At 64.7% G+C, this 23,251-nt stretch carries 24 protein-coding genes and 2 pseudogenes; 16 read left to right on the top strand and 10 right to left on the bottom strand.

Annotated features, from left to right (window positions below; genetic code table 11):
- Nucleotides 1-111 precede the first annotated feature (111 nt).
- On the bottom strand, nt 112-582 hold the full coding sequence (locus F0184_RS08870; RefSeq protein WP_150495810.1) for a type II toxin-antitoxin system VapC family toxin: 471 nt from the start codon (nt 580-582) through the stop codon (nt 112-114).
- Nucleotides 579-863: a hypothetical protein gene (locus F0184_RS08865; RefSeq protein ID WP_150495809.1), complete on the bottom strand. Its 285-nt coding sequence runs from the start codon at nt 861-863 to the stop codon at nt 579-581. The genes F0184_RS08870 and F0184_RS08865 overlap by 4 nt, the downstream gene beginning before the upstream one ends.
- Before the next feature lie 479 nt (nt 864-1,342).
- Here F0184_RS08865 and F0184_RS08860 point away from each other — a divergent pair, with 479 nt between their 5' ends.
- A complete protein-coding gene (locus F0184_RS08860) occupies nt 1,343-1,549 on the top strand; it encodes a ParB N-terminal domain-containing protein (protein ID WP_150495808.1) in 207 nt (68 codons plus the stop codon).
- Between the two features lie 25 nt (nt 1,550-1,574).
- On the opposite strand, the gene F0184_RS08855 is transcribed toward F0184_RS08860, so the two are convergent.
- Nucleotides 1,575-2,615, bottom strand: a complete 1,041-nt coding sequence (locus tag F0184_RS08855) for a LacI family DNA-binding transcriptional regulator (RefSeq protein WP_150495807.1) — start codon at nt 2,613-2,615, stop codon at nt 1,575-1,577.
- A 114-nt stretch (nt 2,616-2,729) separates the two neighbouring features.
- Here F0184_RS08855 and denD point away from each other — a divergent pair, with 114 nt between their 5' ends.
- The 14 genes from denD (at nt 2,730) to F0184_RS08780 (ending at nt 14,838) form a co-directional block, all read left to right on the top strand.
- Entirely contained in the window at nt 2,730-3,716 is a 987-nt protein-coding gene (gene denD / locus F0184_RS08850) for a D-erythronate dehydrogenase (RefSeq protein ID WP_150495806.1), read from the top strand.
- 40 nt (nt 3,717-3,756) lie between these two features.
- A complete protein-coding gene (locus tag F0184_RS08845; RefSeq protein WP_150495805.1) occupies nt 3,757-4,725 on the top strand; it encodes a TRAP transporter substrate-binding protein in 969 nt (322 codons plus the stop codon).
- A gap of 94 nt (nt 4,726-4,819) precedes the next feature.
- A complete protein-coding gene (locus F0184_RS08840; RefSeq protein WP_208998387.1) occupies nt 4,820-5,353 on the top strand; it encodes a TRAP transporter small permease in 534 nt (177 codons plus the stop codon).
- A complete protein-coding gene (locus F0184_RS08835) occupies nt 5,350-6,630 on the top strand; it encodes a TRAP transporter large permease (protein WP_150495804.1) in 1,281 nt (426 codons plus the stop codon). Before F0184_RS08840 ends, F0184_RS08835 begins: the two co-directional genes overlap by 4 nt.
- 2 nt (nt 6,631-6,632) lie before the next feature.
- Nucleotides 6,633-7,517, top strand: a complete 885-nt coding sequence (gene ltnD / locus F0184_RS08830) for an L-threonate dehydrogenase (RefSeq protein WP_150495803.1) — start codon at nt 6,633-6,635, stop codon at nt 7,515-7,517.
- The gene (gene otnK, locus F0184_RS08825) at nt 7,517-8,758 is read left to right on the top strand and encodes a 3-oxo-tetronate kinase (protein ID WP_150495802.1); all 1,242 of its coding nucleotides are present in this window, start codon (nt 7,517-7,519) and stop codon (nt 8,756-8,758) included. The genes ltnD and otnK overlap by 1 nt, the downstream gene beginning before the upstream one ends.
- Nucleotides 8,755-9,402: a 3-oxo-tetronate 4-phosphate decarboxylase gene (otnC, locus tag F0184_RS08820; protein ID WP_150495801.1), complete on the top strand. Its 648-nt coding sequence runs from the start codon at nt 8,755-8,757 to the stop codon at nt 9,400-9,402. The genes otnK and otnC overlap by 4 nt, the downstream gene beginning before the upstream one ends.
- Nucleotides 9,399-10,166 carry a hydroxypyruvate isomerase family protein gene (locus F0184_RS08815; RefSeq protein WP_150495800.1) on the top strand — a complete coding sequence of 256 codons (768 nt, stop codon included), beginning with the start codon at nt 9,399-9,401 and terminating at the stop codon, nt 10,164-10,166. The genes otnC and F0184_RS08815 overlap by 4 nt, the downstream gene beginning before the upstream one ends.
- A 167-nt stretch (nt 10,167-10,333) precedes the next feature.
- A complete protein-coding gene (locus F0184_RS08805; protein ID WP_150495799.1) occupies nt 10,334-10,621 on the top strand; it encodes an ArsR/SmtB family transcription factor in 288 nt (95 codons plus the stop codon).
- Nucleotides 10,618-11,676: a permease gene (locus F0184_RS08800; RefSeq protein ID WP_150495798.1), complete on the top strand. Its 1,059-nt coding sequence runs from the start codon at nt 10,618-10,620 to the stop codon at nt 11,674-11,676. The genes F0184_RS08805 and F0184_RS08800 overlap by 4 nt, the downstream gene beginning before the upstream one ends.
- A gap of 12 nt (nt 11,677-11,688) precedes the next feature.
- Nucleotides 11,689-11,925 carry a thioredoxin family protein gene (locus tag F0184_RS08795; protein ID WP_150495797.1) on the top strand — a complete coding sequence of 79 codons (237 nt, stop codon included), beginning with the start codon at nt 11,689-11,691 and terminating at the stop codon, nt 11,923-11,925.
- 273 nt (nt 11,926-12,198) lie between these two features.
- The gene (locus tag F0184_RS08790; RefSeq protein ID WP_150495796.1) at nt 12,199-12,516 is read left to right on the top strand and encodes an ArsR/SmtB family transcription factor; all 318 of its coding nucleotides are present in this window, start codon (nt 12,199-12,201) and stop codon (nt 12,514-12,516) included.
- 55 nt (nt 12,517-12,571) lie between these two features.
- Nucleotides 12,572-13,624, top strand: a complete 1,053-nt coding sequence (locus tag F0184_RS08785) for a permease (protein ID WP_172972052.1) — start codon at nt 12,572-12,574, stop codon at nt 13,622-13,624.
- 53 nt (nt 13,625-13,677) lie between these two features.
- Complete coding sequence (locus tag F0184_RS08780; protein ID WP_150495794.1) at nt 13,678-14,838, top strand: MFS transporter; 1,161 nt, start codon at nt 13,678-13,680, stop codon at nt 14,836-14,838.
- Nucleotides 14,839-14,859: 21 nt separating this feature from the next.
- Here F0184_RS08780 and F0184_RS08775 read toward each other — a convergent pair whose 3' ends face one another.
- The 7 genes and pseudogenes from F0184_RS08775 to F0184_RS08745 all read right to left on the bottom strand — a co-directional run bounded on the left by F0184_RS08775 (nt 14,860) and on the right by F0184_RS08745 (nt 22,369).
- Nucleotides 14,860-15,039, bottom strand: coding sequence for a hypothetical protein (locus F0184_RS08775; protein WP_172972051.1), 180 nt, complete (start codon nt 15,037-15,039; stop codon nt 14,860-14,862).
- 49 nt (nt 15,040-15,088) lie between these two features.
- A pseudogene (locus tag F0184_RS08770) lies at nt 15,089-15,229 on the bottom strand (integrase core domain-containing protein); the annotation flags it as partial.
- 6 nt (nt 15,230-15,235) lie between these two features.
- A complete protein-coding gene (locus F0184_RS08765) occupies nt 15,236-16,195 on the bottom strand; it encodes a copper resistance D family protein (RefSeq protein ID WP_150495792.1) in 960 nt (319 codons plus the stop codon).
- A gap of 6 nt (nt 16,196-16,201) precedes the next feature.
- Entirely contained in the window at nt 16,202-16,558 is a 357-nt protein-coding gene (locus F0184_RS08760; protein WP_150495791.1) for a copper resistance CopC family protein, read from the bottom strand.
- Between the two features lie 65 nt (nt 16,559-16,623).
- Nucleotides 16,624-16,965, bottom strand: a complete 342-nt coding sequence (locus F0184_RS08755; protein ID WP_150495790.1) for a copper-binding protein — start codon at nt 16,963-16,965, stop codon at nt 16,624-16,626.
- Between the two features lie 32 nt (nt 16,966-16,997).
- The gene (locus F0184_RS08750; protein ID WP_150495789.1) at nt 16,998-20,177 is read right to left on the bottom strand and encodes an efflux RND transporter permease subunit; all 3,180 of its coding nucleotides are present in this window, start codon (nt 20,175-20,177) and stop codon (nt 16,998-17,000) included.
- Nucleotides 20,174-22,369: an efflux RND transporter periplasmic adaptor subunit gene (locus F0184_RS08745; RefSeq protein ID WP_150495788.1), complete on the bottom strand. Its 2,196-nt coding sequence runs from the start codon at nt 22,367-22,369 to the stop codon at nt 20,174-20,176. Before F0184_RS08745 ends, F0184_RS08750 begins: the two co-directional genes overlap by 4 nt.
- Nucleotides 22,370-23,028: 659 nt before the next feature.
- Between F0184_RS08745 and F0184_RS20875 the strand changes: the two are divergent.
- Nucleotides 23,029-23,139: pseudogene (locus F0184_RS20875) on the top strand (IS110 family transposase); the annotation flags it as partial.
- Between the last annotated feature and the right edge of the window lie 112 nt (nt 23,140-23,251).

Below are 23,251 nucleotides of genomic sequence, written 5' to 3'. Positions count from 1 at the left end.
CTCAACAACGCCATGTCTATCACTCCGTCGTCCCCCGCCGAAATCACGCAGGGGTGGGTTTAAACATGGGTCAGTTCTCAGTGAAAAAATCGGGCCTTACCGGGTCAGTTCTCAGTGAAAATCAACAGGGTGTGATCGCCCAGTTAAACCGGCTAATCCATCTGGGCGAAGACAGCGTGATGGCCCAACCTTGATCACCGATCTCGATAAGACGGCAGAGAACAAGGCGCTTGTGTTGGATTTCGTCAACATCTGCCTTATTGGCCGCGATATCGCGCGGATAACCGGCACTGGACGGATCGCGTTCATCCGGCCCCATTCCTCCGCGACGGCCGTGTCGACGGGTAGCACCCTGTCGCCGAAACCCGCAATCACGTCGCCGAGCCATGCCTCGAGCGCCTCGGCCTTCCGGGGATCGCGGCGGCGCACCAGTTCTACGCCCTTGCGGATTTCGCCCAAAACCAATGCGCTGAGCCACAGGTCATCCTCGGCCACGCCCGCCCACCAGGTGGCAACTGCTGGGTCGCACCTCTCGCCCTTGCGCACTTCGGAAATGATGTTCGTGTCGATCAGGTAGCTCACAGGGAGACATCGCGCCCGAAATCGCGGGGACGGTCGAGATCGATCCCGTCGAGCGGCGCCGAGGCGATGAGCGCTTTGAGCCCACCCGCGCGGGGCGTCGCGATCTTCTCGCGCAGGAGGGCGCGCGTCTCGCTCTCGCGGGCGGGATCGCCCAAGGCGGTGGCGACGTCCCGGACGAGGGCAGCGTCTTCCTTGCGGACCTGAACCTCGACGCGCACGAAGCCCTGCCGCTGACGGCGCTTGCGCCACTGGGTGACGGGAGACGGATCGGTGCTGGCCATGCTGCCCTCCATTTCCGGAAATGCTACCGGAAAGATGAGTGCGCGGCAACAGGCTTCAAGATCGCGCTGTCAAGTCCGAACGCACCTGCGAGACAATTTCCTGCGAGACACGGGAAGGCGAGACGCCGAAGCCCAGCCACGCTATCAAATAGCTAGACTCGGAGTTGGGCGTGCGGGCGAACCGACGTAGATCCCAAGGTGGATACAAGGACTGCCTTCCGGGCCTCAGCCAGGGTCCAGGTCGCCAAGTCATTGTTTTCCGGTTCCTTTTCGGGCAAAAACGTATGCTGGCGGGCGAAGCGCGACGCTTTCCTAGTGACGCCGCCGAAAACAGCCGTTTCGTTTCGCTTTGCCGAATTCATCAATGAAATCAGACCCTCACGGTCTGAACACACCCGCCTGAAACGAAACGGGGGGCAGGGGGCATTTCGCTTTCGCGGGCCGCCGTTTCGCGTCAGCGTCCACATCAGGACATTTCGATGAACGTGATCGACCTGCCGCTTGCGCAGATCATTCCCTACGCGCGCAACCCGCGGCGGAACGAGAAGGCCATTGCCACGGTGGCGGCCTCGATTGCCGAGTTCGCCAAGGCGCAGGATGAAGTGTATGCGCCGGGACACCGCCGACGTTCCGGGTTGCTTAGCGCTGCCGCATACCGTGTGCAACGGCCGATGCGCCGCTGCTGACCTGCCGAGGGGCCAAGTCGACGGTTCAAGTGGTCGCGCCGGGGATCAACCGGAAGCCTACATCCTGCACCCGTGCAACGGTTTCGCCCTCCAGACGCGAAAGGAGTGCTTTGGCCGCAAGGTTTCCGATCTCGACTCTCCGCGACTCAACGCTGGTCAGCGGCAGCGGCAGGGCCTGTCCGATGGCGAGGCCGTTGAACCCAGCCAGCGCAAGGTCATCTGGCACTTTCAGTGCAACTCCCATGGCATGAAACATTGCGCCCACCGCCATGTCGTCATTGGAGAAACAGACGGCCAGCCCGCCCGGCGGCACATCCGCCAAAAGGCGCGCCACCGCTTCGCGGCCCAGCGGGACTGAAGAAGGGCCGGGCAAGAGCACCGTCGCCGTCAGTGTCACCTCCGCCTCGGACAGTCCGCGTTCAAGGCCTTGCTTTCGCGTCAATGCGCGCGGGTCCGTCGAAATGTCATGGCCGACATAGGCCACCCGGCGATAGCCCCGCCCTACCAGGTAGTGCGCCATTGCCCGCCCCGCCGCGTGCTGCGACAATCCTACCGCCATGTCGATCGGCGCCGGATCGATATCCATAATCTCGACGACGGGTACGCCCGCGCCCGCCAGCATGCGCCGCGTGCCCTCGGTACTGGACGCCGGCGCGATGACAAGGCCCGCCGGACGCCAGGACAGGAGGTCTGCCACCAGACGCTCCTCGTGGAGGGGGTCGTAGTTCGACACGCCGAGAATGGGGTGGTGGCTGGCCTGCTCCAGCTGTGTTTCCAACCCGTTCAGGACATCGGCGAAGACGCTGTTCGACAGCGACGGCAGCACGACGGCCACCTGCCGGGACTGCCCTCCGGCCAGCGTGCCGGCCAGGCGGTTGGGTACGTAGTTCAGCGCAAGTGCCGCCGCTTCGACCCGCTCGAGTGTTGCGCGCGCCACATGAACCCCTCCGCGCAACGCCCGGCTGGCCGTGATCTCGCTCACTCCAGCGGCCCGGGCGACTTCGGCAAGGGTAGGGCGGGTCTCGCCGCCAGTGTTGGGACCTGATCTTGTATCGCGGGTCGGCATAACAGCGCTACCATATCGATTTTCACGATAATTCATGAAACGCTGCTGAAAAGCAAACGTCTTTGACAGCGCTGTCATTATTTGTCAGAATTGCGATGGGAGGAGGGACAGTCGATGAGAATCGTTGTGACAGGGGCTGCAGGTTTCATCGGCCGCATGGTGGTGGAGGCCTTGGCCAGTGCGGACACCGTCATACTGGACGGCGCTACACGACGGGTGTCCGCCATCCTCGCCATCGACATCGCCGCCGAACCGCTCGCGCAGCTGGCCGAGGGGCGCGCTCGCGTCCATCCGCTGGCTGGCGGCCTGCTCGACACCCCGGTTCTGGACCGTATCATCTCGGATGCGCCTGATCTCGTCATCCATCTCGCTGCCGTCGTCTCGGGGCAGGCAGAGGCAGACTGGGATCTCGGCATGTCCGTTAACCTGCAGGGCACGCTCGCCCTGATAGAGGCGTGCCGCCGGATGGCCCGGCCCCCCGTCTTTATCTTCTCGTCGTCGGTCGCGGTTTTCTCCTGCGCCGCCAACGACACCATCACCGAGGATACCCTGCCTGCGCCGCGATCCTCCTACGGCACCCAAAAATTGATGGGCGAATTGCTGGTGCGCGACGCCACTCGGCGCGGTATCATTCGCGGGCGCTCGCTGCGGTTTCCCACCATCTCGATCCGGCCCGGCGCGCCCAACCGCGCGGCCTCGAGCTTTGCCAGCGGCATCCTGCGCGAGCCGCTTGCCGGCCTGCCCGCCACGCTGCCCGTTGGGCGCGACCTGCGCCTGCACCTGGCTTCGCCCGACAAGGCGCTCGAATACACGTTGCGCGCCTGCGCGCTGGAGCAGGCTGCACTCGGGGCCGACACCACGTTGACCCTGCCGGGCATTGCCGTCACCGTGGGCGGGATGATCGACACGCTTGCGCGGATCGCAGGCGATGATGTGGCGGCGCGGATAACGCCCGAGCCAGACAGGGCAATCGAGACGATCGTGACATCCTGGCCTGGCGAGATCCTCTGCCCGCGCGCCCGCGCGCTGGGCTTTGAACCGAACACAGGAATTGCGGCGCTGATCGAAGAGCATCGCCGCCGCATGGAGCGCGCAGCCTGAGGGGGGGCGCGACGGATACTAAGCAGGGAGAGAGACAAAGATGAAACACTATATTTTCGGCGCCATTTCGGCCATCGCCCTTATGGGTGCGGCACAGGCGCAAGACAACCTCGTGATCGGCCATTCGCTTTCGCCCACTTCGCACTACGGCGTGGGCGCTCAGGCGTTTCTCGACACGCTGGCCGAGCTTTCGGATGGCGCCTTCACCGGCGAACAGGCCCCGGCGGGCCAGCTCGGTGGAGAGCGCGACATGATCGAGGGCCTTCAGATCGGCTCGCTCGACCTCGTCATCACCTCTACTGGCCCGCTCGGCAACTTCGTGCCCGAGGTTCTGGCCATCGATCTGCCCTTTCTTTTCCGGGACTATGACCACGCCCGCCGTGTGCTCGATGGCGAAATCGGGCAGGAACTTCTCGACGCCATCGGCGAAAATGACCTTGTCGGCCTTGCCTGGACCGAGAATGGCTTCCGTCATGTGACCAACTCGCAGCGCCCTGTCACTTCGCCGGCCGATCTCAGCGGTCTGAAGCTCCGCACGATGGAGAACGCCGTGCATATGGCTGCCTTCGAGGGTATGGGGGCCGCGCCTACGCCGATGGCCTTCCCCGAGGTGTTTGGTGCATTGCAGCAGGGTGTCGTCGACGGGCAGGAGAACCCGATCACCGTGATCACCGCTTCGCGCTTCTGGGAGGTGCAGGGCTATGTCACGCTGACCGGCCATGTCTATTCGCCCGCCATTGTGCTGGCCTCTCCGATCCTCTTCGACAGCCTGACCGAAGAGCAGCAGGGCTGGTTCCGCGAGGCAGCGGCCGCCTCGGCTGCCGCCACCCGTGCCGAGGTCGACCGCCTCGAAGCCGAAGGTGTCGCCCTGATGCGCGAGAACGGGATGGAGGTCATTACCGAGATCGACCGCGCCCCCTTCCAAGCGCTTGCGGCCGAGGCCGCGTGGCCGGTCTACACCGACCGGTTCGGCAGTGAGCTGATCGAGCGCATCGTCGCCTTCGAATGAAACCGCGGGCCTGATGGCCCAACGCAATGGGGATGGCCGGCAGTATTGCCGGCCGGCCCGTCGTGACCACGCCGGGTGAGAGGAAAGCCGCGCTATGCAAAACGCCCTGTCGCTGTTCCTGAAGATTGAAACAGTCACCACGCGGATTGCCCTCTGGGCGGCCATCGCGTTTCTCGTGATTGCTACAGCGCTGGCCGTCTTCCAGGTGACGACGCGATTTGCCTTCGGACAGCCCTCGACATGGTCCGAAGTTATCACGCGATCGGCGATGATATGGTCCGTCTTCCTTGGCGCCGCGCCAGCCTTTCGTGAAGGCACGATGATCGCGCTCGAATTCACTCAGACAGCACTCCCACGCCGGCTGGGCCATGCCCTTTACCAGCTTTCCATGATGTTGACGCTCATCTTCTTCGCGATCCTGTTCTGGCAGGGTCTTGCCATGACCGAGCGCGTCGTGACCCAGACCCTGGCCGCGCTTCAGATCTCCATCGCATGGGTCTATGCGGCCCTGCCGGTCGGTTCTGTTTTCATCTCGATGGCTGTTCTGGGTTGCATGATCCGCGCCGCGCGCGGTGACTGGCCGAACCGCGTCCGCGAGGACACAACCCGCGCGGAGGGCGCGGCATGAATACCGCCCTCGCGCTCTCTCTCGGCATCTTATTCCTGCTCGGCGTTCCCATCGCGGTGGCCATTGGCCTTGCCTCGGTCATCGGAATCGAGGCGCATGGCCGCCTGCCGCTCCTGTTGGTGGCGCAGCGCATGTTCACCGGGCTCGACAGCTTTCCCCTCATGGCGATCCCGCTGTTCATCCTCGCGGGCAATCTGATGTCGGTCGGTGGCATCTCGCAGCGGCTGGTAGATCTCGCCAAAGCCATCGTAGGCGGTGTGCAGGGTGGGCTTGCGGCCACCTGCGTGCTGACCTGCATGATGTTTGCCTCCGTCTCGGGCTCATCGGTTGCTACCACCTTCGCTATCGGCGCGATCCTGATCCCCGCGATGGTGAAACACGGCTACCCCAAGCCCATGGCGGCGTCGGTCCAAGCCTCCTCGGCGGAGCTGGGCGTGCTGATCCCGCCGTCAATCCCGCTGATCCTCTACGGGGTCTCGACAGATACCTCGATCGGGCAGCTCTTCCTCGCGGGACTGGGGCCGGGCCTTCTGGTCGCGGGCGCGCTGATGGCGCTGGTGCTGATCCTCTGCCGATTGCGGGGCATCGGCGCGCAGGATGGCGACGGCCGCCCTCGGCTCGGTCCCGCGGTGCTGGCGGCGCTGCCGGCGATGCTGGTGCCCGTGGCGATCCTCGGCGGCATTTACACCGGCGTATTCACGCCGACCGAGGCCAGCGCGGCGGCCGTCGTCGTGGCCCTTCTGGTCGGCATGGGCTTCTACCGCGAGCTGAAATTCCACCACCTGCCCGAGGTGCTGAAGAAAACCGTCCTCGCCACCTCAGCAATCATGCTGATCATCTCCGCCGCCGCGCTCTTCTCCTTCCTCGTGACGCGCTCGGGCCTGCCCAACGACATCGCGGCCCTGATGCGCGAGGTAATCGAGACACGCTTCCTGTTCCTGCTGGTCGTCAACCTGCTCCTGCTGATCGTCGGCATGTTCATCGAGACTTCGGCCGCGATCCTGGTTCTTGCGCCGATCCTCGCCCCCATCGCGGTAGCCTATGGCGTCGACCCGGTGCATTTCGGCCTGATCATGGTCTTGAACCTCGCGTTGGGCATGATCACGCCGCCCCTGGGCGTGAACCTCTTCGCGGCCTGCTCGGTCGCCAACATCCCGGTGGAGCGGATCATTCCGCAACTCCTGTGGTTTGTTCTGACCGTCTTCGCCGCACTGATGATCGTCACCTATGTCCCGGCGGTCTCGCTTTGGCCAATGCAAACTATCATGGGGCTCTGAACATGATCATTCACTTCGCCGGTCTCGGCTCGATGGGGTCCGGCATGGCCGCATCCTGCCTGCGCGCAGGCCACGAAGTTCACGGCACGGACCCAAGCGCCGAGCGGCTGGCGGCTCTGGTCGCCGCGGGTGGGCAGGCACGGGGCGAGGGCAGCCCTGCCAGCGACATCGCCGTATCAGTCGTTTTGAACGCCGAGCAAAGCCGCGCGGCGATCTTCGGCGAGGGCGGTCTCGCGTCCCGCCTTGCGCCCGGTGGCGTCATCCTCGGCTGCGCCACAGTCGCGCCTGCTTTCGCCCGCGAGATGGAGGCAGAGGCGCAGGCCATGGGCCTTCACTATCTCGATGCGCCAATTTCGGGTGGCGCGGGCAAGGCCGCGGCGGGGCAACTCACGATCATGGCCGCAGGCACGCCCGATGCCTTTGCTGCCGCGCGCCCTGCGCTCAACGCCATGGCAGAGACGGTGTTTGAGCTGGGCGATCATGCTGGTCCCGCATCGGCGATGAAAGCGGTGAACCAGTTGCTTGCGGGTGTCCACATCGCCACCATGGCGGAGGCGATGACCTTCGCCATGACGCAAGGCATCACACCCGAGACATTCCTCGAAGTCATCCCTCGATGCGCCGGCACCAGCTGGATGCTGGAGAACCGCGCGCCCCATATCGCGACCGGCGACTACACGCCCCACAGCCAGGTCAACATCTGGCCCAAGGACCTCGGCATCGTGCTCGACATCGCGCGCAACGCGCGGTTCAGCGCGCCGATCACGGCTGCCGCGCTCCAGCAATACCTCGCCGCGGCGGGCATGGGGCTGGGTCACGAGGATGACTCCGCCGTTGTCAAGGTCTACGCCCGCAACGCGGGCCTGACCCTGCCGGGAGAAGGGTGATGCGGCTGGGCTGCATCGGCGATGATTTCACCGGATCCAGCGATCTGGCCAACACTCTGGCCAAGGGTGGCATGCGCGTCGTGCAGTACTGCGGGATCCCAGACGGGCCCGCGGCCCAAAACGTCGAGGCGGGCGTGGTCGCCCTCAAGACACGCTCGATCCCTGCTGCCGAGGCAGTGCGCCAATCGCTCGCCGCCCTCGACTGGTTGCGCGCGCAGGGCTGCGAACAGATCCTCTTCAAGTATTGCTCGACCTTCGATTCGACGCCCGAGGGCAACATCGGTCCCGTCGCCGACGCGCTGGCCGAGGCACTGGATGCGCCCAAGGTCGTTGTCTGCCCCGCTTTTCCCGGCGCCGGGCGCTCGATCTACCAGGGGCATCTCTTTGTCGCCGATCGCCTGTTGAACGAGTCGGGCATGCAGAACCATCCGCTGACACCGATGACCGATCCCGACATTCGCCGCTGGCTTGCCGCCCAGACAAGCTATTCCGTTGGCCATGTTCCCGCCGCTGATGTCTTTGCCGGGCCAGGCCGGATCGTCGAAGCGCTCGACGCCCAGCACGCGAAGGGCCACCGTCTCATCGTTGTCGACGCGCTGCGCGACGCCGATCTGGTGGCCATCGGGCGGGCCGCGGCCGACCTGCCGCTGATCACCGGCGGCTCCGGCATCGCCATCGGCCTGCCTGCGAATTTCGGCTGCACGCCCGCGCCTGTGCCCTGGCAGGGCCAGCCGGGCCGGGGGGCGATCCTCTCGGGTTCCTGCTCCAACGCCACCCGCGCGCAGGTCGCCCGCCACGCCGCCCGCCACCCAGCCCGCGAAATCCCCGGCGCCGAGGTAATCGAGGGCCGGCTGAGTGCCGCCGACATCGCCGACTGGATCCTCGCGCAGGACGGCCTGCCGCTCGCCTATAGCTCCGCCGATCCGGCCGAGGTCGCCCGCGTGCAAGACCGCTTCGGCCGTGAGACGGCCGCCACCGCGCTTGAGGGCTTCTTCGCAGAGGTCGCGCGCCGCCTCGTTGCGGGGGGCGGCCTCACCCGGCTGACCATCGCGGGCGGCGAAACGTCGGGCGCGGTCATCGAAGGCCTCGCGCTCAACCATCTCCAGATCGGCCCCGAGATCGCTCCGGGCGTCCCCGCGCTGCGCGCCGGTCCCGATCTGGTGGTTGCGCTTAAATCGGGCAACTTCGGGGCCGAGGATTTCTTCGAAAAGGCTGACGCGGTGCTGTCGGGGGGTATATGAGCGAAACGACCTTGCGTGAGCAGATCTGCGATCTGGCGAAATCGCTCTTCGACCGCGGCCTGACCCATGGCAGCACCGGCAACATCTCGGCCCGGACCGAGGATGGCGGGTTGCTCGTCTCGCCCACGGGTACCAGCTTCGGGCGGCTGGACCCCGCCCGGCTCAGCCGTTTCGACGCAGAGGGCCACCTGATCGGTGGCGATCCGCCGACCAAGGAAATGCCCCTGCACAGTGCCTTCTACGACACCCGCGGGACGGCGGGCGCGGTGGTGCATCTGCATTCGTGTCACTCCGTCGCGCTCTCCATGCTGCCCGAGGTGGACCCCGACGATTTCCTGCCGCCGCTCACTCCCTATGCGATCATGAAGCTGGGGCGAGTGAAGCTCTTGCCGTTCTATCTGCCCGGCGATCCTGCGATGGGCAGAGCGGTGCGCGGCCTCGCGGGCAAGCGCAGCGCGGTGATGTTGGCCAATCACGGCCCGGTGGTGGCCGGCCGCGACGCGGAGGCGGCCTGCACCGCCATCGAAGAGCTGGAGGCGACGGCGCGGCTCGCCCTTCTCCTGCGCGGCACGGACGCCCGTGTGCTCGACCCCGAACAGGTGCGGGCCGTTGTCACCGCGTTCAATGTGGAATGGGACGCATGACGCGCTTTTCCGCCAATCTCGGCTTTCTCTGGACGGAGCTCAGCTTGCGCGACGCCATCTGCGCCGCCGCCCGCGCTGGGTTCGACGCCGTGGAATGCCACTGGCCCTACAACACGCCCGCCGCCGATGTGGCCGCTGCGTTGGCCGAGACGGGCCTGCCCATGCTCGGCCTCAACACCCGCCGCGGAAACGTGGCTTCGGGCGAAAACGGTCTTGCAGCGCTGCCAGGCCGCGAGGTTGAGGCGCGCGCCGCTATCGACGAGGCGCTGAGCTATGCCGAAGCCGTGGACGCGCGCGCCGTCCATGTCATGGCGGGCTGTGCCGAGGGCGCGGCGGCGGAGGCCGCCTTCACTGCCAATCTGCGCTATGCCTGCGAGCGGGCGGGGCCGAACCGTATTATCCTGATCGAGCCCCTCAACCCGTGGGACGCGCCGGGGTACTTCCTGAACCGGACCGGGCAGGCGGCCGAGATCATCGCCGGTGTCGGCGCGTCGAACCTCAAGCTGATGTTCGACTGCTACCATGTCGGCCGGACCGAGGGCGACGTGATTGGTCGCCTGCGAGCGCTTATGCCGATTATCGGCCACATCCAGTTTGCCTCCGTCCCCGATCGTGGCCCACCCGGCCATGGCGAGCTCGATCTTGGCCCCGTCTTCGCCGAGATCTCGGCGCTTGGTTGGATTGTACCCCTCGGTGCCGAATACAAGGTCACGGGCCCCACCAGCGACAGCCTCGGCTGGATGCAGGTGTTGCGGCGCAACTGACTGCGGCGGGTCGGTGTAGCGCAGGGCGTCCTGGCCGAGACCCAGACCGCGACCCTGCCGCTGTCCCGGTATCTCGATACGCTCCGCTGGGTGTTCCTGGCCGTGGCGCTCGGGGGAAGTTGATATCGATCAAGGCGCATATGCGCAATTGCGCATAACCAGTCGCCATGCAGGATGTACTCACAGCCATTTGTGATCCGACCCGCCGCGCCGCGCTCGCCCTTCTCTGGGGCGGGGCCGAGCATTGCGTCTGCGAATTGATGGCGCGGCTCGACGCGAGCCAGAGCCGGATGTCGCGGCACATGAAGGTGCTGCGTGAGGCTGGCCTCGTGCTGGACAGGCGCGATGCGCAATGGGTGCGCTACCGCCGGAACCCCGACCTCGCACCGGAATTCGCGGCCGTGATCGACGCTGTGCTGACCGCCAAATTTACTCTTGAAAGGAAGGTCGCGTGACCACTGAGACCCACGAACACCACGCCCCGCACGGGCTTCCGGACTGGGCATGGTATGTCGGCGTGCCGCTTGCGGCCCTTGTCTGGTGGCTGGTCTACGGCCAGTTGATCCCGTTCTCCGAATGGGCGACGTCGCTCTTCCCCGTCGCGCGCGACAGCCATACTGGCGAGGCGATCGCCTTTTTCATCTACGACGTGCCCAAGGTGCTGTTGCTGCTGACTGGCATCGTCTTTGTCACGGGCGTGCTGCGCAGTTGGTTCAGTCCGGAGAAGACCCGCGCGATCCTCGCGGGCAAGAACCAGATCTGGGGCTATCCGTTCGCAGCTGCGCTCGGCGTGCTGACGCCGTTCTGCTCGTGCTCTTCGGTGCCGCTCTTCATTGGCTTCATTTCGGCGGGCATCCCGCTGGGCGTGACGTTTTCCTTCCTGATCGCCGGGCCAATGGTGGGGCCGGTGGGCCTCGGGCTGCTCTACGGCCTCGTCGGATGGGAGATCGCGACCATCTATCTCATCTTCGGCTTCACCATTGCCACCGTGGCGGGGTTCATCCTCGGCCGCATGGGACTGGAACGCTACCTGCAGGACTGGGTGCGCGAGCTGAACGCGGGCCCCGTGGGCGATCTGCCGGAGGAACGGCTGAGCCTCGTCGATCGGCTGAAGATCGGCGTGGAACAGGTGCGCGAGATCGTCGGCAAGGTCTGGATCTGGGTGCTGATCGGCATCGGGATCGGCGCCGCCATCCACGGCTACGTCCCCGAAGAGATGATGCTGCGAATCATGGGCGGCGAAGCCTGGTGGTCGGTTCCCGCCGCCGTCGTCGTGGGCGTGCCGATGTACACCAATGCGGCCGGTGTCATTCCCATAGTGGAGGCGCTGCTGGGAAAAGGGGCTGCGCTTGGCACGACGCTGGCCTTCATGATGTCGGTGATCGCGCTTTCGCTGCCCGAGATGATCATCCTGAAGCAGGTGCTGACCCTTCGCCTGATCGCGATCTTCCTCGCGGTCGTCTCGGCGGGGATCCTCGCCACCGGCTTTCTCTTTAATGCCATTCTCTGAAAGGACACGCCCATGAAAACCGTCAAGGTCTACGGCCCCGGCTGCACGCGCTGCGAGACCACCGAAGCGATGATCAAGGAAACTGCGTCTCGGCTCGGTATCGAGGTGAATGTTGAAAAGGTCGCTGATGCAAAGTCCATCGCCATGGCGGGCGTCATGTCCACGCCGGGCATCTCGGTCGACGGCAAGCTCGTCCATGCCGGCGGCCTGCCGGACGCGGCAAAGCTCGAGGGCTGGCTCCGCGCATGAGCCGCGCGGTCGTCATCGCCGCCACCGGCCCGACGCGTATCTCGCGCTGGAGGCGAGGGGGCTGGGCATGTCGTGCCCGGCTGCAGCAGTTCACGGGGCAGGCCGACCGGAACGCACAGACGGCGTCCCAGCAGATGGAATGGGAGTGACGCTGGACCGCGGGTGGTCTCAGACCGCAGCATCCGACACCCGCTGAGCTGGCTCGGCTCGCCTCCGGCGCCCGGTTCTCACCTAAACCATTTACAAAACTAGAATTGTGGTTATATTAGTTCCATGACGATCATCAGTCCCAACGCCCGCGCCCTTGCCGCTCTCGGCCACGATGCCCGCCTCGCGATCTTTCGCTTGCTGGTGAAGGCTGGGGATGACGGGCTGCGGGTCAGCGATATCGGTGAGCATCTGGGGCTCGCCCCGTCGACGCTTGCGCACCACCTCTCCACGTTGGTCGATGCTGGACTGGTGCTTCAGGAAAAGCAGGGCCGCGAGGTGTATAACCGGGTGGATTTCCCCGCGATGCACCGTGTTGTCGGCTTCCTGACCTCAGAATGCTGTACCGGTGTTTCGGTGCAGCGTTCTGAGGACGCCGCATGACGCGGGCGGGTTTATTTTTTGGGCCTGAAACAACTGTAAATCCGGAGATTTGGTGATGACTGATACGACTTTCCCGACACCCGGCCTCCGGTCCACGATGCGCCATCTTTGGCTGGACCAGCGGGTCTGGTTTGCCTCGGCGCTGATCCTTCTGGCGCTGGCGGTGTTCGACACCTCCCAGGCTGCCGACTCCGCGCGCTTCGCGGGCAACGCGCTGCTGGGCACGGCGCCCTTCCTGATCCTGTCGATCGTCATCGCTGCCTGGGCCAATGCCACCGGCGCCGACAACCTGATCGCCAAGGCCTTCACCGGCGCGCCGCTTTTGATGATCGGGCTTGGGGCGCTGGCGGGCGGCATCTCGCCATTCTGCTCCTGCGGGGTGATCCCGCTGATCGCGGCGTTGCTGGCGATGGGCGTGCCCCTGTCCGCCGTCATGGCTTTCTGGCTCGCCTCGCCGATCATGGACCCGTCGATGTTCGTGCTGACGGCGGGCGTGCTCGACCTCGAGTTCGCGGTGGCCAAGACGCTGGCCGCCATCGGGCTGGGTGTGTTTGGCGGCACGGTGGTGCACCTTCTGATGAAGGGCGGCGCCTTCGCCGATCCGCTGCGCGACGGCATCGGCAACGGCGGCTGCGGCGGCGCGAAGATCCGCGCGCCGAAGCCCGTGGTCTGGCGGTTCTGGACCGACGCGGACCGCCGGGCGAAGTTCGGCAAGACCGCGCTGAGCACGACGCTGTTCCTCGCCAAGTGGCTGACGCTCGCCTTTATCATCGAAAGCCTGATGCTGGCCTGGATTCCGGCGGAAATGGTCACCGCGGCGCTGGGAGGGCAGGGGCTGCTGCCCATCGTCACCGCGACGCTGGTGGGTGTGCCCGCCTATCTGAACGGCTACGCGGCTCTGCCGCTGGTCGGCGGGCTGATCGACCAGGGCATGGCGCCGGGGGCGGGCATGGCTTTCCTGGTCGCCGGCGGCGTCACTTCGATCCCGGCGGCGATGGCGGTCTGGGCGCTGGCCCGGCCACAGGTCTTTGCACTTTATATCGTGCTGTCACTCACCGGCGCTTTCGCATCCGGCCTGCTGTTCCAGCTGTGGACGTCCATGGCCTGACCGGCTGCGGCGGGGCACGTCTCCCCGCCGCTCCATCGGATTGAAACCCAATCATGTTCTCAAGATTATCTCCAGCGCGGCGCGGGCTGACCGTCGCCGCCCTCGGCACGTCTCTAACGGTCAGTTGGGCGTCAAGCTATTATATTCCGGCGGTTCTGGCCGTGCCCATGGCTGAAGATCTCGGGCTGTCGCCGGTCTGGGTTTTCGGTGCTTTCTCCATGGCGATGGTTGTCTCGGCCATGGTCGGTCCATGGGCGGGGGCGCGGATCGACGGGGCCGGTGGACGCGGCGTGCTCATGGTATCGAACCTCATCTTCGCAGCCGGCCTCGGTCTGCTTGCCGTCGCCCCAACGCCGCCCGTCCTGTTCGCCGGCTGGGCCGTGATTGGGCTTGGCATGGGGATCGGGCTCTACGAGGCAGGGTTCGCCACGTTGGCCGGGATTTACGGAAAGGACGCGCGGGGCCCGATTACCGGCATCACCCTGATCGCGGGATTCGCGAGCACGGTCGGTTGGCCGCTGTCCGGGGTCATGCTGGCCACATGGGGCTGGCGGGAAGCCTGCATCGGTTGGGCTGTGATCCATCTGGCCGTGGCATTGCCGTTGAACGCGTGGCTGCCGAAAGGCACCAGCACGGCAGCCGCACAGCAGACACAAATCGAGGACGGGCCGCCGCCATCCCGCCTGGCGCTCTGGCTGCTGGCCTTCGTTTTTGCGGCGACCTGGTTCAATTCAACCGCTATGGCCGCACACCTGCCGGGGCTGCTGCAAGCCGCCGGGGCCAGCACGGCGGTCGCCATCGCGGCGGGCGCGCTCATCGGTCCGGCGCAGGTCGCAGCGCGGGTGCTGGAGTTCGGCCTGCTGCGCCGGTTCCATCCGCTTGTCTCGACCCGCGTGGCGGCGGCGGCGCATCCCGCTGCCGCTGTCGCGTTGGTGAGTTTCGGGGGACCGGCTGCCTATGCCTTCGCACTCCTTCATGGGGCGGGGAACGGCATACTGACGATCGCCAAGGGCACGCTGCCCCTCGCGTTGTTCGGATCGGCGGGATACGGGCGGCGGATCGGCTGGCTGAATGCGCCCGCCCGCATCCTTCAGGCGGCGGCGCCCCTGATCTTCGGCGCGGCGCTGACGGCCTGGGGCCTCTCGGCGATCTGGCTGACGGCAGGCATCGGGGCTGCGTCCTTCATCGCCCTGCTGGCGCTCCGGCGAAGCTAGGTTAAGGTGTTTCCTTGTCCGTCATTCGGCCAGGGATTCGACGGCCAGCGCTTGGCCCGGTGCGACCATGGCGATTTCCGGAGGGACGACGGCGATCCCCATGGCCTGCGCCATAGATGAGATCGAGGCCGACGCGCCCTTCCCGAGCCGCATCAGGACCGGGTGGCCAAACGAGTCGCGCTCCGACCATCTGACCGGCACATATTCGCGCTGAGCTACTCCCCATCGATTGGAGAGTTTCAGGGGTGATTTAAGCTACTCTCTGCCCCTGCTGGTCGGTTTCGGCCTGATTGAAGTAGACCACGGGGGGCGGCTGTCCACCATGGGCGGCGTGGGGCCGCTGGTGATTGTAAAATGCGATCCAACGCCCGATGCCGGCCTTCGCGTGTGAGTTAGGTCATGAGGGTTCTCCAAACGTCTGGTACACCGGCCCATGTAAAGGGGCAAAACCGGGGGCCTGCGCGCTGTCGTTGTTGTCAGGCGGGGCGGAAAGCGTGGTGAGTGCTGCTGTCACGACAAGGATGCCTGCCACCAATCCCGCCTCAACGCTGATAGACCGGCGCAGGCGCGCGCCGGTTCCCGGAGTCCCAGCTGAAAGCGCGGGCGTGAGCGTGAGCTTGTTGAAGGCGGCCAGTGCCAAAACGCCGGCGAAGAGGACGAGCTTGACCGCGAACATCTGTCCATAGGGGCTGGACAGAGCGGATGGCGTTGCGGCGCCGAGGAGTGCAAGCGTAAACCCGCCAGCAAGGACGACAAGGCCCACGGCCCAAAGCGCGCGCCGCCCGAATTCATGGGCGAGGGCGCCGGCCCGCGCAGGAGGGTCGAGCCGCGCCGCCCTCACCATCGGCGCAAAGGCGCCAACCCAGAAGGCGAGGCAAAGGATATGCAGCGTGATGAGCGCGCCGAGGATGATCTGCGGCTCGCCGAGCGCGTGGCCGCGCAGCGCGAAGGATGCTGACGCGATGCTCGCGCCCACCAGAGCGAGGGCAAGGCCCGCCCGCGCGCGCCAGAGCACAGCGAGGATGAGTGCAAGCCCCACGAGCCGCAGGGCCACGCTGGTCCCAAGCGGGCTGTCCGCCACCATACCAAGGATCATTGGGTCAGTTGCGCCGTCCCAGGTCCCGCCCATAAGAAAACTGGCCCGCACCGGCAGCCGCAGCGCGGAAAAAAGAGCCGCGGCGAGCACTGAAGCGACGGCTGTCAGGCGGAGCGCGGCGCGCCCGTGTTCGCTCAGTTCGCGCAATGCCACAAGCACGAGCACGCTTCCGATGGCGCTGAGCGTCGTGGCATAGGCCAGTGTCTTCACGAAGATCGAGATCCAGATCAGGGCATCGGCGGACGCGAGCGCAGCGATCATGTCGGCTCAGTCCGCGATCTCGAAGGAAAAGCTGCCCTGCATGGCATGCCCGTCGGACGCAAGCCCACGCCATTCGACCGTGTAGCTGCCCGGCGCGAGTGGCGCCGGCTCGGCATGGAACTCCAGCGACGGCTCTAGCCCGGTGCCGCGCTCCATCGGCATCTCGGTACCGTCCGCTTTTAACAGGCGCACCATGGTGATCCGCATCGGGTCGTCGAACACCATGTGGATCATTTCCGGCGTTTCGGTGAGCTGCGCACCGTCTGCCGGCGTGGTGCCTTTCTTTTCGGAATGTGCCACAAGCGGAGTTGCCGACAGGAAAATCGCGGCTGCGGCCAGTATGCTGGAGAGTTTTCGGTTCATTTCTCGGCCCTTTTATCGAGTTGTGGGCGACCGGCGCGGAGTGGCCGGTCGCTGTGCCGCGTGGTTCAGTTCGGCATCATTGCGCCAATTGCGTACATGCCATCCGATCCCTTCACGAGCATGAGCGTTACTTCATCGCCCGGTGAGATCTCGCCCATCATTTCGGCGTTCTCGAGAACGGGCAGGTCCATGGTCATCGCAGGCCAGCCTATCTCCGGGATCGGATCATGGCTGACATTGGCTGTGCCGTCGCCAATCGAGTTGACCACGGCCTTTGCGTGCACCGCGCCCTCCATCTGTTCAGAGGACATCGGCATGTTGGAATGGTCCATGCCATGGTTCATCTGGGCGAGGGCGGGCATGGACGTGAGAGCCAGAAGGCCGAGGGTTACAGTGAGTGTCTTCATCGGTTGCTCCATCAATTGGTTTACGGGTTCGATTATTCGGCAGGCACCGCTTGGTCAGGCCGCAGAATGAGGGGGGTGATCTCGCGATTTACGCGGGGCAGGGCCAGCATCTTCCAGATCACGAAGATCGATGGGATCACGAAAAGGGTCAGCAAGGTTGCTGTCACCATGCCGCCGATCATCGGCGCCGCGATCCGCTGCATGATCTCTGAGCCGGTACCTGAACCGTACATGATTGGGATGAGAGCCGCAAAAATCGTGGCCACCGTCATCACTTTGGGCCGGACCCGCAGCACTGCGCCTTCGAAGACTGCTTCTTCGATGTCGTCGCGGGTCAGCTTGCGGTTCTCGGACTGTGCGAGCTTGCGCCGTTTTTCCCAGGACAGGTTGAGATAGAGCAGCATCACGATCGCGGTTTCGACGGCGACGCCCGCGAGCGCGATGAAACCGACAAGCACGGCCACCGAGATGTCGAAGGCGAGATACCACAGGAACCAGACACCTCCGGCCAAAGCGACTGGCAGGGCCGCGAGGATGATACCCACCTCGATGACCCGGTTGAAGGCCATGAAGAGCATCAGCGTGATGATCAGAAGCGTCGCAGGGGCAACGATAGTCAGCCGTTCCTGCATCCGTTCGATGTACTCGTACTGGCCGGACCATGTCAGCGAATAGCCCGGTGGCAGGGCGACTTCTTCGGCTACCCGCGCACGTGCCTCGGCGACATAGCTACCAAGGTCGCGGCCTGCGATGTCGATGAAGACGAAACCGGTGCGCCTTGCGTTCTCGGACCGGATCATGCCCGGGCCATCGACGATCCGGATATCGGCAAGTGCCGCGAGCGGGACATGCGCGCCCGAGGGCGTGACCACCGGCAAGATTTCCAGTCGTTCAGGACTGTCGCGCCACGACTGCGGGTAGCGCAGGTTGATCGGGAAGCGCTCGAGTCCTTCAACCGACTCCGACACCTGCATGCCGCCGATGGCCGTCTGCACCACGTCCTGCACGTCGCGCACGCTCATCATGTAACGGGCGGCAGCATCTCGCTTCACGTCGATCTCGATGAAACGACCGCCGACTGGGCGTTCGGCGTAGGCGGAGGCGGTGCCCTCGATGCCGCGCACTGCGTCCTCTACTGCGATACCGATCTGTTCAATCACGGTCAGATTGGCGCCCGAAATCTTGACGCCTACCGGCGTCTTGATCCCCGTCGCCAGCATGTCGATCCGGTTCTTGATCGGTTGAATCCAGACGTTGGTGACACCGGGAACCTGTACAACGCGGTCAAGCTCGTCACGGATTCCCTCCATCGTCATGCCGGGACGCCATTCCGCCTCGGGCTTCAACTGGATCGTGGTTTCGATCATCGTCAGCGGTGCGGGATCGGTGGCCGTGTCCGCACGCCCAAGCTTGCCGTGCACGGTCTCCACCTCTGGGATCGTTGCGATCAGCCGGTCGGTCTGTTGCAGCACCTCGCGCGCCTTGCCGATGGATACGCCGGGGTAAAGCGTCGGCATGTAGAGGAAGTCACCTTCGTTTAATTCCGGCATGAACTCCGAGCCGAGGCGTTGGAGCGGATACCACATCGAGGCGGCGACGACCGCCGCGAGCAGCGTTGTCGCCCAGGGCCACGCGATGGCCGCGTCGAGGAACGGGCGATACATCCAGACCACGATCCGGTTCAGCGGATTCTTTCGTTCGGGCAGGATACGGCCGCGCACGAAGTAGCCCATCAGCACTGGCACAAGCGTGATCGACAGGATCGCGGCGGCAGCCATGGCGTAGGTCTTGGTGTAGGCGAGCGGCTTGAAGAGGCGGCCTTCCTGATTTTCGAGGACGAAGACCGGAAGAAAGCTCACCGTGATGATCGCGAGGGAATAGAAGAGAGCGGGACCGACTTCGGAAGCGCATTCCTGCACGATCCGCCAGCGGTTCTCCGCGGTCAGTTTCTCCTTTTCGAGCCGTCGATGCATTGCCTCGATCATCACGATAGCGGCGTCGACCATGGCGCCGATGGCGATGGCGATGCCCCCTAGGGACATGATGTTGGCGTTCACGCCCTGCGCCTTCATCAGGATGAAGGCCGCAAAGATGCCGAGCGGCAGCGACAAAAGGATTACCAGCGATGAGCGCAGATGCAGAAGGAAGGCCGCGCAAACCAGCACTACGACGATGAATTCCTCTGTCAGCTTCTTCTGCAGGTTCTCGATGGCGCGTTCGATCACGCCGGAGCGGTCGTAGGTGGTGACGATCTCGACGCCCTCGGGCAGGTTCGGGCGGAGTTCCGCGATCCGCGCCTCGACTGCCTTTATTGTGGCGAGCGCGTTGCCGCCCCAGCGTAGGATCACGACGCCGCCGACGGCGTCGCCCTCGCCGTCGAACTCGCCAACGCCGCGCCGCATTTCCGGGCCGAGCCGGATCTCTGCCACGTCCCCCAGTGTTAGCGCTGCGCCCCGCTCGTTGACCATCAGCGGTGCGCTGGCGATGTCGGCGAGCTCGTCGATGTACCCCGACGACCGCACCATGAACTCCGCCTCGCCCATCTCGATCACGCTGCCGCCAGTCTCGCGGTTCGCGGACTGGATGGCGTTGCGCAATTGCGCGAGCGTGATGTCGTAGGCGCGCAGTTTGTTTGGATCGACGACGACCTGGTACTGCTTGACCATCCCGCCGATGGTGGCGACCTCCGAGACGCCTTCGACGGCCTGTAGCTCGTATTTTAGGAACCAGTCCTGAAGCGTACGGAGCTGCGACAGGTCGTGGTTCCCGGTGCGGTCGATCAGCGCGTACTGGTAGACCCAGCCGACGCCAGTCGCATCAGGTCCCAGTTGCGGGGACACGCCCTCGGGCAGGCTTCCGGTGATCTGGCCGAGATACTCGAGAACGCGTGAACGTGCCCAGTAAAGATCGGTGCCGTCCTCGAAGACGACATAGACGAAGCTGTCGCCGAAAAAGGAAAAGCCGCGCACATCTTGCGCCCCCGGCACGGCGAGCATCGCCGTGGCCAGTGGATAGGTGATCTGGTTCTCGACGACCTGCGGCGCTTGGCCGGGATAGGGCGTGCGCACGATCACCTGCACGTCAGACAGGTCAGGGATCGCGTCCACCGGCGTTTCGCGGATGGCCCAGACCCCGGCCGCCGCCATCATGAGCGCGAGCGCCACGATTATGAACCGGTTGGCGATCGAGGCGCGGATGATGGCAGGGATCATTGCGATACACTCCGCGCAGCGGCGGTACCGACGAGCGTCATCGAGAGGTCGGGATTGCGATGCAGAAGCAGGGTGAGCTCTTCCCCGATGGGCAGGGCGGCCGGATCGATGTTATCGGCGATGGCGAAATCCATCGTCATGCCTGGCATCCCGATTTCGGTCATGGGTCCATGGGTGATGTTGGCCATCCGCGTATCAGGATCTACCGTGTTGATCGTGCCCGAGACTTCCATCGGCGGTTTCACGGGCTCGGCCGCCGCCAGCACCATGGTCAGTCCATCCGGTCTTTCGAAGGTGAGCGTCATCTCGCGACCGGGCTCAAAGCCAGCGAGGTCTAACCCCGCATCAAGATCGAATGCCATGGTCATCCCGGGCATGCCGATTTCGGTGATTGGTCCATGGGTGATCGTTGCCCTTCCCGTTGCGGGGTCGATGGCATCAATCGTTCCGGAAACGACGATTGGCGGGGCCGACATTGTCGGTGTTTCGTCAACCTCCCGCGCTGGTCGCGGGTCTTCGCCCTCAGTGCGCACTGCGATGATGGAGAACATGCCGTTCTCATCCTTGGCGAGATCGAACTCGATGGGCGTATCGAGTGGCACGCTTGAAGGATCTAGACCGGCCACGTCGAGATCCATCTGCATGGCTGGCCAGCCAAGGTCTGGAATGGGGCCGTGATCCAGCGTCAGCTTGCCTTCAGGCGTCACGGCCAGGGCCATGCCGGTTCCCGTCGCCGCGACCCCGTCATCAGGACCCAGTTCGATCAGGCCAAGCAGACCGTCGGCGCCCCGGGCGGCGCGGAACGCCACCTCCTCTCCCTCGCGGAGCCGGTCGAGCGACACATCTGCGCGCACCGGAAACTCGGATGTCATGGCGGGCCAGTCGAGGCTCTCCAGAGCGTCATGGCGCAGCGTCGCGATCCGCTGTTCCTGGTCGAGCGCGACAAGCATGCCCGTCCCGCGGGCGGGCTCTTCATCGGTCGGTGCCATCCGCATGAAACCTGCGCTCAGGGCACTTTCGCTGTCGATCAGGAACTGCGCCGAGGCGACGACTTCCTCGCCCGGGGCCAGTCCTTGCAGGATTTCGGTGCGGCCGCCTTCGCCGAAGCTGTCGCGCAACCCGGTCGTGACAAGCCGCGGCCGGAATGTTCCTTCGCCCGTCTTCAGGATGACCCGCTCTGCCCTTCCGGTGCGGATAACCGCCTCGGACGGCACCGTCAGAACCTGACGGCTCTCGCCCGCAATGAGGCTCACGTTGCCGAACATTCCTGGCCGAAGCAGACCTTCCGAATTGTCGAACCGCAGGCGCACCGGAAGGGTACGCGTGCGCGAGTCGAGCTCGGGATAGACGTAGTCGATCTTCCCCTCGAAGACCCGCCCCGGAAGATGCTCGAAGCTGGCGACAGCGGCCATGTCTCCCGACAGGCGCGAGATGTCACGCTCGAACACATCTACGATCAGCCACACCTGGCTCAGATCCGTGATCGACACCGCCTGCGTTCCCGGCTGTAGGAACATGCCGTCTGCGGCCTCGAGAGCCACCACGATACCGTCCCTCGGGGCTTCTACGGTGATGCGACGCGCGACCTCTCCGGATGCTTCGATCTCTGCGATCTGCCGTTCGGTGGCACCGTGGCTGCGCATTTTGTTGCGCGCCGCCTCGCGCGACAGCCCCGTGCCGTTTTCCAATGTCCTGAGAAAATCGAAACTTGCCACACCGAACTCCGGCGAGAACAGCTCGAAAAGCACGTCGCCTTTTCGAACGACATCCCCAACGGCCCTGACATTTAGGACCTCGATCCATCCATCGACGCGCGTGTGGACATGGCTGGTGAGATGCTCGTGGTAGCCGACGAATCCGACGGTTTCGATCTTCGGCGCCACATCCGTCATCCGCGCAAGTGCGGTCCGTACCCCGATGGCGTTGATTTCGGCGGCGCTGAGCGACACCTCCGAAGGATCGCCGGAAGGTTCTTGACCGGCGTAAACCGGTATCAGATCCATGCCCATGGGCGACTTGCCCGGGCCAGGTTGCCGGAAATTCGGGTCCATCGGAGCGACCCAATAAAGGATCTCCGGACCGTCCGATCCGCCAGTGTTCGCCGGATTGAGGTAGAACCTCTCAAGTGTGATGCCGCCTGCGGTGCCGCCCGCCAAGGCAAGGATAACGAGAGCCGTATAGCGTCCACCCATTGCAACCTCCTGACAGCCGACCCGCGTTGGATCGGCCCGCAATTCAATTTCGACCCGAGCGCGCTAGCGCACGGTTCGGTAAGAAACTGTCAGGAAAGTCGGGGAGGTCGTTCAGGGAGTGATGTATAGACCGAAGGTCCGACCACTTGCGACATGGCCTGGTCACATGCGCTTCGATCGTGTTCCGAGGATGTCAAAATGTCCGAGTATTGCACTTCTGCAAGACAGCACGCCGACACGTGGCAGCCCGACGCCTCATTTGTATCGGGCTCACAGCATTCTTCATCGGAATCAGCCGGTGACATATCATGCGACGCGTGCGTCATTTGTCCGGGATCAGATGCGACCCCGGCGACGTTTTCATGACCCGGATGCTCCATCGCGACAGCCGCAGCAATTCCAGTGATCATGAGCGCAAGGCACATGATCAGCGCCGTAAAACGCTTTGCTGAAAAGCTGTACGCAAACCGTGTCATGACTTTGAGATAGTCGCTACAACGTGCCAAGACAACTAGATTTTGCGTGACCGCGCATGGGCCAGCGTTCGCGCGGTCCCTCTCTTGCTCCCGCGGAAGATGGGATGGATGCTGCTCTCCCCTGACGTTATCGCAATGTGCTAGGCTTTGGGTCTCAACGCACAAGCTATTGGAGAGGGATCCATGGAAGAGATTGCCATCATCGGCGTTGAACTCGCAAAGAACGTGTTCCAGGTGCACGGGGCTGCGGTGGACGGGTCGGTGCTGTTCCGAAAGAAGGTGACCCAGCCGCAGTTCACCCGGTTGGACGTCGGTTGCGTCTGTTCCGGATGTCACTTCGAACCATGTGGCGCATAAATAATTTCAATGGCTTAAGGCTCGGAAAAGGTTCGACGTCAGGCCCATC

Source organism: Roseibium aquae, assembly GCF_008711285.1.
GTDB lineage: Bacteria > Pseudomonadota > Alphaproteobacteria > Rhizobiales > Stappiaceae > Roseibium > Roseibium aquae.
This window is presented reverse-complemented; position numbering and strand designations above follow the sequence as displayed.